The sequence below is a fragment of the Gordonia hirsuta DSM 44140 = NBRC 16056 genome (genome assembly GCF_000333015.1).
GTDB lineage: Bacteria > Actinomycetota > Actinomycetes > Mycobacteriales > Mycobacteriaceae > Gordonia > Gordonia hirsuta.
This window is the reverse complement of the sequence record NZ_BANT01000045.1, coordinates 1-13,747: the sequence shown is the minus strand read 5'-3', so window position 1 is coordinate 13,747 and position 13,747 is coordinate 1. Positions and strand designations below refer to the sequence as shown.

At 68.5% G+C, this 13,747-nt stretch carries 16 protein-coding genes; 3 read left to right on the top strand and 13 right to left on the bottom strand.

Annotated elements, in window-relative coordinates; all coding sequences use genetic code 11:
• Nucleotides 1-13: 13 nt before the first annotated feature.
• From GOHSU_RS14145 to dxr, 5 genes are all read right to left on the bottom strand, one after another.
• Nucleotides 14-1,813 (bottom strand): penicillin-binding transpeptidase domain-containing protein, encoded by a 1,800-nt coding sequence (locus tag GOHSU_RS14145; RefSeq protein ID WP_024332625.1) that lies wholly within the window; start codon nucleotides 1,811-1,813, stop codon nucleotides 14-16.
• Between the two features lie 74 nt (nucleotides 1,814-1,887).
• A complete protein-coding gene (locus GOHSU_RS14140; RefSeq protein ID WP_005943179.1) occupies nucleotides 1,888-2,724 on the bottom strand; it encodes a GNAT family N-acetyltransferase in 837 nt (278 codons plus the stop codon).
• Nucleotides 2,725-2,749: 25 nt separating this feature from the next.
• The gene (gene ispG, locus GOHSU_RS14135) at nucleotides 2,750-3,901 is read right to left on the bottom strand and encodes a flavodoxin-dependent (E)-4-hydroxy-3-methylbut-2-enyl-diphosphate synthase (protein ID WP_005943177.1); all 1,152 of its coding nucleotides are present in this window, start codon (nucleotides 3,899-3,901) and stop codon (nucleotides 2,750-2,752) included.
• Between the two features lie 24 nt (nucleotides 3,902-3,925).
• Nucleotides 3,926-5,134 carry a M50 family metallopeptidase gene (locus GOHSU_RS14130; protein WP_005943176.1) on the bottom strand — a complete coding sequence of 403 codons (1,209 nt, stop codon included), beginning with the start codon at nucleotides 5,132-5,134 and terminating at the stop codon, nucleotides 3,926-3,928.
• A 16-nt stretch (nucleotides 5,135-5,150) separates the two neighbouring features.
• Entirely contained in the window at nucleotides 5,151-6,338 is a 1,188-nt protein-coding gene (gene dxr, locus GOHSU_RS14125; RefSeq protein ID WP_005943173.1) for a 1-deoxy-D-xylulose-5-phosphate reductoisomerase, read from the bottom strand.
• Nucleotides 6,339-6,424: 86 nt separating this feature from the next.
• Between dxr and GOHSU_RS14120 the strand changes: the two genes are divergently transcribed.
• Nucleotides 6,425-6,691: a DUF2631 domain-containing protein gene (locus GOHSU_RS14120; RefSeq protein ID WP_005943171.1), complete on the top strand. Its 267-nt coding sequence runs from the start codon at nucleotides 6,425-6,427 to the stop codon at nucleotides 6,689-6,691.
• 83 nt (nucleotides 6,692-6,774) lie between these two features.
• Here the strand turns inward: GOHSU_RS14120 and rlmN are convergent, their stop codons facing one another.
• Nucleotides 6,775-7,881, bottom strand: a complete 1,107-nt coding sequence (gene rlmN, locus GOHSU_RS14115; RefSeq protein WP_005943169.1) for a dual-specificity RNA methyltransferase RlmN — start codon at nucleotides 7,879-7,881, stop codon at nucleotides 6,775-6,777.
• 31 nt (nucleotides 7,882-7,912) lie between these two features.
• Between rlmN and GOHSU_RS14110 the strand changes: the two genes are divergently transcribed.
• Entirely contained in the window at nucleotides 7,913-8,338 is a 426-nt protein-coding gene (locus tag GOHSU_RS14110) for a lipopolysaccharide assembly protein LapA domain-containing protein (protein WP_005943167.1), read from the top strand.
• A gap of 3 nt (nucleotides 8,339-8,341) precedes the next feature.
• Here the strand turns inward: GOHSU_RS14110 and GOHSU_RS14105 are convergent, their stop codons facing one another.
• The 6 genes from GOHSU_RS14105 to rpsB form a co-directional block, all read right to left on the bottom strand.
• Nucleotides 8,342-8,632 (bottom strand): hypothetical protein, encoded by a 291-nt coding sequence (locus GOHSU_RS14105; RefSeq protein ID WP_155821290.1) that lies wholly within the window; start codon nucleotides 8,630-8,632, stop codon nucleotides 8,342-8,344.
• Nucleotides 8,629-9,471 (bottom strand): phosphatidate cytidylyltransferase, encoded by an 843-nt coding sequence (locus GOHSU_RS14100; protein WP_005943163.1) that lies wholly within the window; start codon nucleotides 9,469-9,471, stop codon nucleotides 8,629-8,631. Before GOHSU_RS14100 ends, GOHSU_RS14105 begins: the two co-directional genes overlap by 4 nt.
• The gene (gene frr / locus GOHSU_RS14095) at nucleotides 9,468-10,025 is read right to left on the bottom strand and encodes a ribosome recycling factor (protein WP_005943161.1); all 558 of its coding nucleotides are present in this window, start codon (nucleotides 10,023-10,025) and stop codon (nucleotides 9,468-9,470) included. Before frr ends, GOHSU_RS14100 begins: the two co-directional genes overlap by 4 nt.
• Nucleotides 10,026-10,091: 66 nt before the next feature.
• Nucleotides 10,092-10,826 carry a UMP kinase gene (gene pyrH / locus GOHSU_RS14090; RefSeq protein WP_005943160.1) on the bottom strand — a complete coding sequence of 245 codons (735 nt, stop codon included), beginning with the start codon at nucleotides 10,824-10,826 and terminating at the stop codon, nucleotides 10,092-10,094.
• A 118-nt stretch (nucleotides 10,827-10,944) separates the two neighbouring features.
• A complete protein-coding gene (tsf, locus tag GOHSU_RS14085; RefSeq protein WP_005943158.1) occupies nucleotides 10,945-11,769 on the bottom strand; it encodes a translation elongation factor Ts in 825 nt (274 codons plus the stop codon).
• Between the two features lie 58 nt (nucleotides 11,770-11,827).
• Nucleotides 11,828-12,676 (bottom strand): 30S ribosomal protein S2, encoded by an 849-nt coding sequence (gene rpsB, locus GOHSU_RS14080; RefSeq protein ID WP_005943156.1) that lies wholly within the window; start codon nucleotides 12,674-12,676, stop codon nucleotides 11,828-11,830.
• 283 nt (nucleotides 12,677-12,959) lie between these two features.
• Between rpsB and GOHSU_RS14075 the strand changes: the two genes are divergently transcribed.
• A complete protein-coding gene (locus GOHSU_RS14075; protein WP_081597806.1) occupies nucleotides 12,960-13,457 on the top strand; it encodes a M23 family metallopeptidase in 498 nt (165 codons plus the stop codon).
• A 4-nt stretch (nucleotides 13,458-13,461) separates the two neighbouring features.
• On the opposite strand, the gene GOHSU_RS14070 is transcribed toward GOHSU_RS14075, so the two are convergent.
• A partial coding sequence (locus GOHSU_RS14070; RefSeq protein WP_005943153.1) for a tyrosine-type recombinase/integrase occupies nucleotides 13,462-13,747 on the bottom strand: 286 nt, incomplete at its 5' end.

The following is a 13,747-nucleotide window of genomic DNA, read 5'->3' as shown; positions in this document are numbered from 1 at the left end:
CGGCGCGGCGGACTCACCGGCCCGGCGGCAGAAGGTTGAGGAAGTCGCGGGTCACATTGACCGCGTTGGTCGAATCACCGCCCAGCACGATGAGCGTGGCAAAGGCCAGGTCCCCGCGGAAGCCGGCGAACCAGGCGTGCGAGCCCCCGGCGACCTCGGCCTCACCGGTCTTACCGAAGACCGGTCCCGCCCCGGAGATGGAGGTGGCCGTGCCCTCGGTGACCACAGCCCGCATCATCGGGCGCAGTTGCGCATAGACCTCGGGTTTCAGTTCCGGTCGCGGGCCGGTCACCTTGGTCTCGCGGCCGTTGATCAGCTGCGGCACCGGCGGTTTGCCGGTCGCTGCGGTCGCCGCGACCAACGCCATCCCCAGCGGCGTCGACAGCACGGTGCCCTGTCCGAAGCCGTCCTCGGCACGCACCACCAGATCGGGTTCGATCGGCACCGAACCCGGTGCGGAGTCGATTCCGGGGATCTCGTAGGTCGGGCCCAGCCCCATCGCGGCCGCCGCGTGCGCCAGATCCGAGGGTCCCATCCGGCTGGCCAGTTCGGCGAAGGAGGTGTTGCACGAGTTCGCGAACGCCTGACGCAGCGGGACCGGGCCGAGCGCGAAACGATCGTAGTTCGGGATCAGCCGCGAACCGATCTGGATTTCGCCGGGACACGGCACGATCGCCTCCGGGTCGGTCAGGCCCGCGGCCATCCCCGCCGCCGAGGTCACCATCTTGAAGGTCGATCCCGGCGGATAGGTGCCCATCGTGGCCAGCAACCCGTCCCGGTCGGCAGCCGGATTCTGGGCGACGGCCAGGAGCTTGCCGGTCGAGGCCTGCACGACCACCATCATCGTCTGCTTGCCGACGGCGTTGACCGCCCGCTGGGCCGCGTCCTGCACCGATCGGGACAGCGTCAGGGCGATGGCCGGGGCCGGGGTGGCCGGATGGTCGGCAAGGACATCGGCGGTCAGACCGTTCGGATTGACCACCGAGATCCGCCAGCCCGAGCCTCCGGTCATCTTGTCGGCCACGCTCACCCGGACCTGCTGCAGGATCGCCGGGGCGAAGTTCGGGTCCCGCGGGGTCAGGATCGCCTGCTCGGCCGCGATCACGCCGGGCATCGCGAGCTGGTCGCGCAGTCGATCGAACCGGGCCACCGGAATGCGGGTGAGCTGGATCGGGTCCGTACTGGCGGTCGCCTTCTCTGCCAGCTCTTGCGCCGACATCCCGTCCAGGTCTGCGCCGAGCACCCCGATCAGCCGGGTCGCCGAGTCCATCACCGATCCCTGCGCCGCCGCGGCCGCCCCGTCGAAGGAGATCGCCACGATGGTGCCGTCGGCCATCACCTCGCTGCCGTCGGATTCGTTGACCGCCGCCCGCGGCGGGGCGAAAGTCGCCAGCGACAGCCGCTGATCGGCACCGAGTTCAGGATGCACATCGGTCGACGACCAGCGCACCGACCAGCCCGCATCGCTGCGCCCCATCGTCAACGTCGCCGGATAGGTCCATTCCCGTTTCCCCGGCAGCGCCCAGGTGTAGGTCACGTCGACGTCGGCGATATCGCGGTCCATCCGGATCCGGCCGCTGCGGGCCGTCATCGCCTCGGCCGTCAGACCCGACCAGGCGGCGGCGAGGAAGGGTTCGGCGCGATCGGGTGCGGTGGTGCGGGCCGCGGCGGCGGCGAAGTCACGGTGAGCGAAATCGTTCAGGAAGGCATCGGCGACGGTGCGTGGACCGTGGTCGGCGGTTCCGCACGCCAGCAGCGATGCCGCCAGCACCACTGCCGTGCACACCGCCGCGACCCGCCTGGTAAACCTCATCGAGTCTTGATCCTAGGCGCCGATGCCCGGCCGACTCCGGTGCCGGGTCTGCGTGTCGCGGGCGCAGCGCGGTGTCAGTCGATCAGGACCGTGGCGAAGGTGCCGACCTGCTGGAAGCCGACACGCTGGTAAGCCGCACGCGCTGCAGTGTTGTAGTCGTTGACGTACAGGCTGGCGATCCGGCCCTGCCGGGCGATCGCGGCGACCACGGCGGCGGTGCCGGCCGCTCCGTACCCTCTCCCCCGGTATTCGGGGTCGACCCAGACTCCCTGAATCTGGCCGGCCCGCCGGGACAGCGATCCGATCTCGGCCTTGAAGATCACCCGCCGGCCGTCGAAGCGGGCGAAGACCCGGCCGGCAGAGATGAGCGAGGACAGGCGCCGACGGAAACTCTGTCCCCCGTCGCCGTCGCACGGATCGACGCCGACCTCGCTGGTGAACATCGTCACCGCGGCCGGGAAGTAGTCGTCCAGATCGTCCTGGGTCACCCGCCGGACCTCCCGGTCGATCGGCGTCGCCGGATAGCCGTCGACGGCCAGCAGCGGCTGCTCGGCCCGGATCTCCCGGGGCTCGCTCCATTCGGTGGCCAGCCGTTCCCACAGCGCCAGCGCCAGGTGCGACGGTCCCACCACCGAGGTGCACACGCGCGGCATGGCCAGCGCCCGTGCCGCGAAGTGATCGAGCTGGCCGGGGTCCCCGGACAGCGGCATCAGATTGGCGCCGGAGAAGCACAGCGAGTCCTCGGGCTGGGAGGCGGTCCACAGCTCTCCGCCGAGGAAGCGGGGGGTGAGGCCGAAGGCCTCCACCCGTGCCGCCACCATGCACGAGGCGACCGGGTCGGCGTCCAGGGCCCGAGCCACGGCTGCGGCATCCCGCGAACCCAGTGGGCGGTCACGCAACAATCCGAGCACGACCACCTCCTGCGCTGTTGTTCCCTCAGCCGATCGTCACCTGCGGGGCTCCGCTTCCAGTCTCCCCCGTTTCCTCGGCGATGCGCAGAGCTTCTTCGATCAAGGTCTCCACGATCTTCGACTCGGGCACGGTCTTGATCACCTCGCCCTTGACGAAGATCTGTCCCTTGCCGTTGCCGGAGGCCACGCCCAGATCGGCCTCGCGGGCCTCACCTGGCCCGTTCACCACGCAGCCCATCACCGCCACCCGCAGCGGCACCTCCAGCCCCTCCAGACCGGCGGTCACCTCATCGGCCAGCTTGTAGACGTCCACCTGCGCGCGTCCGCACGACGGGCAGGAGACGATCTCGAGTTTGCGCGGACGCAGGTTGAGCGACTGCAGGATCGCATCGCCGACCTTGATCTCCTCGGCCGGCGGTGCCGACAGCGAGACCCGGATGGTGTCGCCGATCCCCTCGGTCAGCAGCGCCCCGAAGGCGACTGCCGACTTGATGGTGCCCTGGAAGGCCGGACCGGCCTCGGTGACGCCCAGGTGCAGCGGGTAGTCGCATTGGGCGGCCAGCTGCCGGTAGGCCTCGACCATGACGACCGGGTCGTTGTGTTTGACCGAGATCTTGATGTCGCCGAAGCCGTGTTCCTCGAACAGGCCCGCCTCCCACAGCGCCGACTCGACCAGGGCTTCGGGGGTGGCCTTCCCGTATTTGGCCATCAGCCGCGGATCGAGCGAGCCTGCGTTCACCCCGATCCGGATGGGGATGCCGGCATCGCCGGCCGCCTTGGCGACCTCTTTGACGCGGCCGTCGAACTCTTTGATGTTGCCCGGGTTCACCCGCACCGCCGCACATCCGGCATCGATCGCGGCGAAGATGTACTTGGGCTGGAAGTGGATATCGGCGATGACCGGGATCTGCGAGCGCCGGGCGATCTCGGCGAGCGCATCGGCGTCCTCCTGCCGCGGGCACGCCACCCGGACGATATCGCAGCCCGAGGCGGTCAGTTCGGCGATCTGCTGCAGCGTCGCATTGATGTCGTGCGTGGGGGTGGTGCACATCGACTGCACAGAGATCGGGAAGTCGCTGCCGACACCGACCTTGCCGACCATCAGCTGGCGGGTCTTGCGGCGCGGGGCCAGCACCGGTGGCGGGGTGGGAATTCCGAGTCCGATCGGTTCACTCATGTCTTGCTCCTGTCGTATCGGTTCTCAGAAGATCTGAATGGGGTTGACGATGTCGGCGGTCAACGTGAGCACCATGAAGGCGCCCATCACCACCACCACCGCGTACGTCAGCGGCATCAGCTTGTAGTAGTCGACCGGACCGGCCGCGGCACGGCCGAACAGGCCGCGGATCTTGTCGCGGAACTTCTCGTAGATCGCGATCGCCATGTGCCCGCCGTCCAGCGGCAGCAACGGCACCAGGTTGAATGCGCCCAGGAAGAAGTTGACGCTGATCAACAGCAGCAGGAAGACGTCCCAATAGCCGTGATCGACGGCCTGTCCGCCGGCGACCGAGGCGCCGACGACGCTGATCGGGGTGTCCAGGTCCCGCGGCCCGCCGGTCACCGCAGTCCACAGCTTCCCGACCTTCGACGGCAACGAGATCAGCGCCTTGTAGGTCTCGGTGAACATCGAGCCGGTGAACGAGACCGCACCGCCCCACACGGTCGCCAGGTTGTAGTGCCGCACATGTTCCACGGTCAGCCCGACACCGATGGCACCGACCTGCACCGACTCCAGGCTGCCGTCGGGCCGCTCCACCATGCGCTGCACGCGGGTGACCGGCACGGTCAGCTCCTGCTGCTGTCCGTCGCGCTCCACGGTCAGCCGGACCTGCCCCTCGCCGGCCTGGACCCGCCGGATCAGGTCACGGTTGTCGGCGACGGTGTGACCGTCCACTGCCAGGATCTGATCTCCGGGGCGCACACCGGCGCCCACCGCCGGGCCGCTGCCGCTGCATTCGGCCAGGGTTCCGTCGGCGGCCTGGGTCGGGGCCACACAGCCGACGGTGGTGGCGTAGACCGGTTTGTCACCCAGGATCGGCAGCCCCCAGCCAAGACCGAGCACGAGGACCAGCACGAAGCCCAGCAGGAAGTTCTGCGCCGGACCAGCGAACAGCACCGTCAGCCGCTTCCAGGTGGGCTGTTTGTACATCGCCCGTTCGCGGTCCTCTTCGGCGAGTTCGTCGTACGGGGTCATGCCGGCGATATCGCAGAACCCGCCCAGCGGAATGCCTTTGAGGCCGTACTCGGTTTCTTTCCGGCGCGTCGACCAGATCGTCGGCCCGAAACCGACGAAATAGCGGCGCACCTTCATCCCGGTGGCCTGTGCGGCCCACATGTGCCCGAGCTCATGCCAGGCGATCGAGATCAGCAGGGCGAGCGCGAACAGCGCCACACCGAAAGCGAAACTCACCTTCTCCGGTCCTGCCTTACGTCGATTCGATCCAGGGCTGTCTGGTCCTCACCAGCACGGCGGCTCGTTCGCGCGCCCACCGGTCGGCGGCCAATACTTCTTCCACAGTACCGGGCGGACTCGTCCACTGATCCGCCTGCGCCACCACCGCGGCGATGATCTCGACGATCTCGGGAAAAGTGATCGCGCCTGCGAAGAAGGCTTCGGCGGCCACCTCGTTGGCGGCGTTGTAGATCGCGGTCAGCGTGCCGCCGGCCTCCCCGGCGCGGCGGGCCACCGCGATCGCCGGGAAGACCTCCTCGTCGACCGGCTCGAACGTCCACTGCGCGGCCTGACTGAAATCGCAGGCCGGCGACGACCCCGGAACCCTATCGGGCCAGCCCAGCGCCAGTGCGATGGGCAGTTTCATCGACGGCGGCGAGGCCTTGGCGATGGTCGCTCCGTCGGTGAAGGTCACCATCGAGTGCACGATCGACTGCGGGTGCACCGTCACATCGATGCGGTCGTAGGGCACCCCGAACAGCAGATGCGCCTCGATCACCTCCAGCGCCTTGTTCACCAGGGTCGCCGAATTCAGCGTGATCATCGGTCCCATCGACCAGGTCGGATGCCGGCCGGCCTGCTCGGGTGTGACATCGCGCACCTGCTCGGCGGTCCAGCCGCGGAACGGCCCGCCGGAGGCGGTGAGCACCAGCCGATCGACCTCCTCGGCGCTGCCGCCGCGCAGGCATTGCGCGATCGCCGAATGCTCCGAGTCCACCGGCACGATCTGCCCGGGGGCGGCCGCATCGAGCACCAGCGCCCCGCCTGCCACCAGCGATTCCTTATTGGCCAGGGCCAGCCGGGCACCGCTGTGCAGGGCAGCCAGCGACGGCGCCAGCCCGATGGAGCCGACGACGCCGTTGAGAACGACATCGGCCTCGGTCTCCTCGATCAACCGCACCATGGCCTGTGTGCCGCCCAGGACCGGGCCGTCGAGCCGGTCACTCAGCGCGGTGGCGGCCCCGGCGTCGGCCACGGCCAGCTGCCGCGGCCCCAGCCCGGTCTGCGCCGCCTGCCGGGCCAGCAGGTCCAGATTTCCGCCGCCGGCACCCAGTCCGGCCACCTCGAACCGTTCCGGATGTTCGGCGATCACCTCCAGGGCCTGGGTTCCGATGGAACCGGTGGAACCGAGAATCAACACACGAGTGGTCACACCGGTCATTGTGACGCACGCCGATCGGGTTATGCTGTAGCCCTGACTACTACCGGTCGTCATACACCGGTCCCCCAACAACGAGGAGTCGTCAAGTGGCAAGCACCGAGGTCGAGACCATCGATACCGGCTGGGTCCGCGAGGATCCGGACGCCCCGTCCGCCCGTTTCGGCTGGTCCGGCACTGCGCCGCGGACCTACGCCATCGCCTCGTTCATCAGTGGCCTGATCATGCTCGGGATGCTCGTGGGCAACCACGTCGGCCACGTCGAGGACATCTGGCTGATCGTCATCGCCGTGTTCCTTTTCATCTACCCGGCCTTCAAGCTGCGCCCGCGCAAGGGTGTGTGGAAGCGCAGCTGACTGCGGTCCCGACAGCGACGGCCGGCCCCCGGGTGTTCCCGGGGGCCGGTTGCATCGCCGGGTACAGACCCGTCTGGACCTGCTCAGTTCTCCTCGGCCGCCAGTTGACCGCAGGCCGCGGCGATCTCTTGGCCGCGGGTGTCGCGGACGGTGCACGAGACACCCTGTGCCTGCACACGGCGGACGAACTCCCGCTCGACGTCCTTGGGGCTGGCATCCCACTGAGACCCGGGCGTCGGATTCAGCGGAATCAGATTGACGTGCACCATCGAGCCGAGGGCCTGTCGCAGCTTCTTGCCCAGCAGATCCGCCCGCCACGGCTGATCGTTCACATCGCGGATGAGGGCGTACTCGATGGACACCCGCCGGCCGGTCGTATCGGCGTAATAGCGGGCGGCATCGAGGACCTCCTGCACCGTCCACCGGTTGTTCACCGGCACCAGGGTGTTGCGGAGCTCGTCGTCGGGAGTGTGCAGGCTCACCGCCAAGGTGACCGGGATCCCCTCATCGGCCAGCCGGCGGATCGCCGGAGCCAGTCCGACGGTCGAGACGGTCACCGACCGCGCGGAGATGCCCAGGCCTTCCGGTTCGGGGGCGGTGATCTTGCGGACCGCGTCGACCACCCGCTTGTAGTTGGCCAGTGGCTCCCCCATCCCCATGAAGACGATGTTCGACAGCCTCCCGGGTTCGCCGACCTCACCGTCGCGCAGGGCCCGGGCCGCCGACCGGACCTGGTCCACGATCTCGGCGGTCGACAGGTTCCGATCGAGCCCACCCTGCCCGGTCGCGCAGAACGGGCAAGCCATCCCGCAACCGGCCTGCGAGGAGATACACAGGGTGTTGCGCTCCGGGTACCGCATGAGCACCGACTCGAGCAGGGTGCCGTCGTGCAGACGCCAGAGCGTCTTGCGGGTGGAGTCGTCGTCGCAGGAGACATGCCGGATCGGCGACATCAGTTCCGGGAACAGCGCGGCTCCGACCTCCTCGCGGACCGCCGCCGGCAGATCGGTCATCTCGTCGACGTCGGCGTTGAGCCGGCCGTAGTACTGCTTGGCCAGTTGGTTGGCGCGGAACTTGGGCAGACCCAGTTCGGTGACGGCCTCGACACGTCCGGCCGCATCCAGGTCGGCGAAGTGCCGTGGCGGTTTGCCGCGCTTGGGCGCGGAGAAAACGAGGGGAAGGCTGCTCACAGGATCCATTGTCTCATGCGATGATGACTCCATGACCACTCCGGAATCCGGCAGGGACCCCAACGCCGATCGGCCCGACCCGCACGCGGTGCCCCCGCCCGCGCCGGTCGATGATCTCAATACCCCCGAACACCGGGCCCTGGCCGATGCCCGTAGCACCGTCAGCGGTATCGAGCACACGGCCTCACGCGCCACCTACTTCGGCTGGATCGTCGGCGTCGTCGTCACGATCCTGCTGCTGGTCTTCATTCTGCGGAATCAGGATTCGCAGAAGATCGACCTGGTCTTCGGTCAGATCAATCTGCCGGTCGGGGTGAGTCTGCTGATCGCCGCGATCGCCGGTGCGATCATCACCCTGGCCATCACCTCGGCCCGGATCATGCAGTTGCGCCGCGCCCTGCGGCAGATCGACAAGACCGGGCGGGCGGCGGGCAGCCGGCGCAAGAAGAAGCGCTGACCGTTAGGCGGCCGGCGCGTTGAGCAGCACCAGCAGCGCCCACAGCCAGACCAGGATCGTCGCCAGGATCAACGATGCCCCCAGCAGTCGGGTCCGGCCCGCCGGCCGCAGCCCCTGCTGCGCCTGAGCGGTGGTCTGCCGCCACCAGCGGGACAGGGCCCACAGGGCGCCCACGGCCAGCAGCACCGCTGCCGCACCGTAGAACGCGACCGGACCGGGATCGGCCAGGACCTGCTGAATCACCAGCAGCGCGGCGGCGACCACCAGTGCGCCGACCCCGGCTGCCAGCATCACAGCAGCGCCGTGAGAATGACCCAGGTGACGACGGCGCCGGGCAGCAGCGAGTCCAGCCGATCCATCAAACCGCCGTGGCCGGGCAGCAGGGTGCCCATGTCCTTGATGCCCAGATCGCGTTTGACCTGCGATTCGATCAGATCTCCGCAGGTGCCGACGACCACCAGCACCGGACCCAGGATCAATCCGATCCACCACTGTTCGCCGAGCATCCAGTGGACGCAGCACACCGCGCCGATGGTGGCCACCAGCAGTGAACCGCCCAGGCCCTCCCACGACTTCTTCGGGCTGATGGCCGGTGCCATCGGATGTTTACCGAAGAGCACACCGGCGGCGTAGCCGCCCACATCCGAGCAGACCAGCACGATCAGGAACGTGAAGACGCGATAGCGGCCGTCGTGCTGAGCGACCATGTCGACGGCGAAGATCGCCGTCAGCGGCAGCCAGGCCAGGACCAGCAGCGACAGCGCCGTGTCGCGGGTGTAGTCCTTGGGCGCCGCCGACAGGCCCTGGGCGAACAGCTTCCAGGCCATGATCGCCAGCGCGGTCAGCGCAAAGGCGACCAGGCCGCCGCGCAGCGACCACGGCCAGGTGCTCCAGATGATCGCCTGCCCGCCGACCAGCAGCGGAATCAGGGCGACATCGCGGCCACCCTCGCGCAGCCGCTTGGCCACCTCCCAGGTGGCGATGGCGATCGCGACAGCGACCACCCCGAACCAGACGCGCGGCGCGAAGATGAGCATCGCGATGAGCCCAGCACCCAGCGCCACCCCCACACCGATGGCGGCGGGCAGATCGCGGCCGGCCCGCGACGTCTTCGGTTTGGCGTCGGTGCTCATACCTCGAGCAGCTCGGCTTCCTTGTTCTTCACCAGTTCGTCGATCTGGTCGGTGTAGGCGTGCGTGGTCTTGTCCAGATCCTTCTCGGCGCGCACCACCTCGTCCTCGCCGGCCTCGCCGTCCTTCTGGATCCGCTTGAGCTCGTCGACGGCCTTGCGACGGATGTTGCGCACGGCGATCTTGGCGTCCTCGCCCTTGCCGCGGGCCTGCTTGCCCAGATCGCGGCGCCGTTCCTCGGTGAGCTGCGGGATGGCCACGCGGATCACGTTGCCGTCGTTCGTCGGGTTGACGCCCAGATCAGAATTACGGATCGAGGTCTCGATATCGCCCATCGTCGACTGCTCATAGGGCTTGATGACGATCATCCGCGGCTCGGGAGCGTTGATGCTCGAGAGCTGGGTGATCGGGGTCAGCGCACCGTAGTACTCGATCATGATCTTGTTGAACATGGCGGGATTCGCGCGCCCGGTGCGGATGGACTGCAGGTCCTCGCGCAGGTGCGTGACGGCCTTCTCCATCTTCTCCTCGGCATCGAGCAGTGTTTCGTCGATCATGATCGTCCTATCGTGTGGTTCGCTGGGTCGGAGTCGGGGCGCAGGCGTGCACCGGGAGAAGGTTGGTCAGGAGGACACGAGGGTACCGATACTCTCTCCGGTCACAGCGCGGGCGATGTTTCCCTGCTCCAGAAGATTGAACACCAGAATCGGCATGTTGTTGTCCATGCAGAGCGAGAACGCCGTCGCGTCGGCGACCTTGAGCTCCTTGTCGAGGACCTCGCGGTGGGTGATCTCGCGGTACAGCCGGGCATCAGGATGGGTGCGCGGATCGGCCGAATACACGCCGTCGACGGCCTTGGCCATCAGGACGGCCTCGGCCTTGATCTCCAGCGCACGCTGGGCGGCGGTGGTGTCGGTGGAGAAGTAGGGCATGCCCATACCGGCGCCGAAGATCACCACCCGGCCCTTCTCGAGGTGCCGGACGGCCCGCAGCGGCAGATAGGGTTCGGCAACCTGCCCCATCGTGATGGCCGTCTGCACGCGGGTGTCGATACCGCGTTTCTCCAGGAAGTCCTGCAGGGCCAGGCAGTTCATCACGGTGCCGAGCATGCCCATGTAGTCCGACCGGGCGCGATCCAGACCGCGCTGCTGGAGTTCGGCGCCGCGGAAGAAGTTGCCGCCGCCGATGACGATTCCCACCTGAACGCCGCCGTTCACCACTTCGGCGATCTGATCGGCCACGGTGCCCAGCACATCGGGGTCCAGCCCGACCGAACCTCCGCCGAACATCTCACCGCCCAGCTTGAGCAACACGCGTCCGAAGCCTTCGCGTCGAGCCGGCGTCTGCGAGTCCGTCATCGTGCCCCTTCACTTCTGGTCCCAAACTCCCTGTGATCATAGTGGTGAGCCGGACCGGATAGCACTTCGGCCCCGAACCCGTCGCAGTGGGGGTTCGGGGCCGAAGAGTCGGAGCCGATCAGGCCTGGCCGACCTCGAAGCGGGTGAAGGCGACGACCTGCGCGCCGGCCTCGTCCAGGATCTGCTGGACGGTCTTCTTCGAATCGGTGACCGACGGCTGGTCCACCAGGACGACGTCCTTGTAGAAACCGTTGACGCGACCTTCCACGATCTTGGGCAGGGCCTGCTCGGGCTTGCCCTCGGCCTTGGCGGTCTCCTCGGCGATACGACGCTCGGCGTCGACCACGTCGGCGGGGACCTCGGCGCGGGTGGCGTACTTGGCCCGCAGTGCGGCCACCTGCATGGCGGCGCTGCGTGCGGCCTCGGCAGCGGCATCGCCGTCGCCGGTGTACGAGACCAGCACGCCGACGCTCGGCGGCAGATCCGAGGCGCGCTTGTGCAGGTAGACGGCGACCGGTCCGTCGTAGCTGGCGACGCGACGCAGGACCAGCTTCTCACCGATCTTGGCCGACAGTGCCTCGACGGCGTCGGCGACGGTGCCCTCGCCGAGCGGGGCGGCCGCCAGCGCGTCCAGATCGCTGCTGCGCAGCGCGACCGCCGCACTCAGCACGTCCTGCGCCAGCTGCTGGAACTCGTCGTTCTTGGCGACGAAGTCGGTCTCGGCGTTGATCTCGATCATGACGCCGTCGCGAGCGGCGACCAGGCCCTCGGCGGTGGCGCGCTCAGCGCGCTTGCCGACGTCCTTGGCGCCCTTGATACGCAGTTCCTCGACGGCCTTGTCGAAGTCACCGTCGTTGTTCGCCAGGGCATTCTTGCAGTCGAGCATGCCCGAGCCGGTCAGTTCGCGCAGACGCTTGACGTCTGCCGCGGTGTAGTTCGCCATGGGTGGCGACTCCCTTCAGAGGATGTGGATGGGGGCGTTGCGCGTGGTAGCGGAGGGTCTACTCGGCTGCCGGCGCTTCGGCGGTCGCCGGAGCTTCGGTGGCTTCCTCGGCCACGGCCTCGGTGACCTCGACCTCCGGGGTGGCGAGCAGATCCTGCTCCCACTCGGCCAGCGGCTCACCGCTGCCGGCTTCCGGCTTCGCATCGCCGGCGGCCTGACCTGCGCGGGCCTGCACGCCCTCGGCGACGGCCGAGGCGATGACGCGGGTCAGCAGCGCCGTGCTGCGGATGGCGTCGTCGTTGGCCGGGATCGGGTAGTCCACGACGTCGGGATCGCAGTTGGTGTCCAGGATCGCGATGACCGGGATGTTCAGCTTGCGCGCCTCACCGACGGCGATGTGCTCCTTGTTGGTGTCGACGACCCACATGGCCGAGGGGATCTTGGCCATATCGCGGATGCCGCCCAGGGTGCGCTCGAGCTTGTTCTTCTCGCGGGTCAGCATGAGGATTTCCTTCTTGGTGCGACCCTCGAAGCCGCCGCCGGCCTCCATCGCTTCCAGTTCCTTCATGCGCTGAAGACGCTTGTGCACGGTGTTGAAGTTGGTGAGCATGCCGCCCAGCCAGCGCTGGTTCACGTACGGCATGCCGACGCGGGTCGCCTCGGCGGCGACCGACTCCTGTGCCTGCTTCTTGGTGCCGACGAACAGCACGGTGCCGCCGTGGGCGACGGTCTCCTTGACGAACTCGTAGGCGCGATCGATGTAGGTCAGCGTCTGCTGCAGATCGATGATGTAGATGCCGTTGCGGTCGGTGAAGATGAATCGCTTCATCTTCGGGTTCCAGCGTCGGGTCTGGTGTCCGAAGTGGGCGCCGCTGTCGAGCAGCTGCCGCATGGTCACTACTGCCATGGGTATTCCTTTATCTCGGTTCTCACCGGTCGCCACGTCGGCGCCGGTCCTGGCGCCCGCCGCCGGTCTCTCCCGGAGGGTTCCGGGACCGTGAGATCCGGTCGTGATGTCCGGCGCTGGGCCGGACGCGCGGACGCGCGAAGTCACCTCACCGGCGATCCGGCGAGATGCAGTGTTCGATATTACGCGTCGACACGCCCGGGAACCAAAAGGGGATCCCGGAACGCCCGCTGTGCGTCAGATCTATATGGAGACACGGGTGCGGACGCACACCATCTGCGCAATGGTTCTGGTGGTGATCACGATGGTCGCCGCTCTGGCGGCCGGCGGCGGATTCGCCGAGGCCCGGGGCCGCTACGACTGGCCGCTGGCACCACGTCCGGCCGTGGTGCGCGGCTTCGATCCACCCGCCCAGCGGTGGCTGGCCGGCCATCGCGGGGTCGATCTTGCCGCCCCCGCCGATGCCGCGGTGATCGCCGCGGGCGCCGGATCGGTCCGCTTTGCCGGCGTCGTCGCCGGGCGCGGCGTCGTCTCGGTGGCCCACCCGGACGGGATCGCCACCACCTACGAGCCGGTGCGGGCGATCGTGGCGGCCGGCGACGTGGTCGGCCGCGGCCAGGTCCTGGGTTATCTGGACCGCGGACATCCCGGCTGCCGGGCGACGGCCTGTCTGCACTGGGGCGCTCGCCGCGGCAGTGGCTCGGCGGTGACCTACCTCAATCCGCTGGCCCTGGTCGGCGCGCTGCGGGTACGGCTCAAACCGGTCGGCGACCCACGCTGACAGCTCAGGCCCGCGGATGGGCCTGGTCGTGCACGGCGCGCAGACGCTCGACGCTGACATGGGTGTACAGCTGCGTGGTCGCCAGCGACGAATGCCCCAGCAGTTCCTGCACCACCCGCAGATCCGCTCCCCCCTCGAGGAGATGGGTGGCAGCACTGTGCCGCAGCCCGTGCGGGCCGATCGGGGTGCCGCCCGCGGCCGCGGTGGCCCGCTGCACGACGGTGCGGGCCATCCGCTGGTCGAGTCGAGCGCCCCGGACCCCCAGCAGCAGCGCCTCCCCCGAGCTCGCC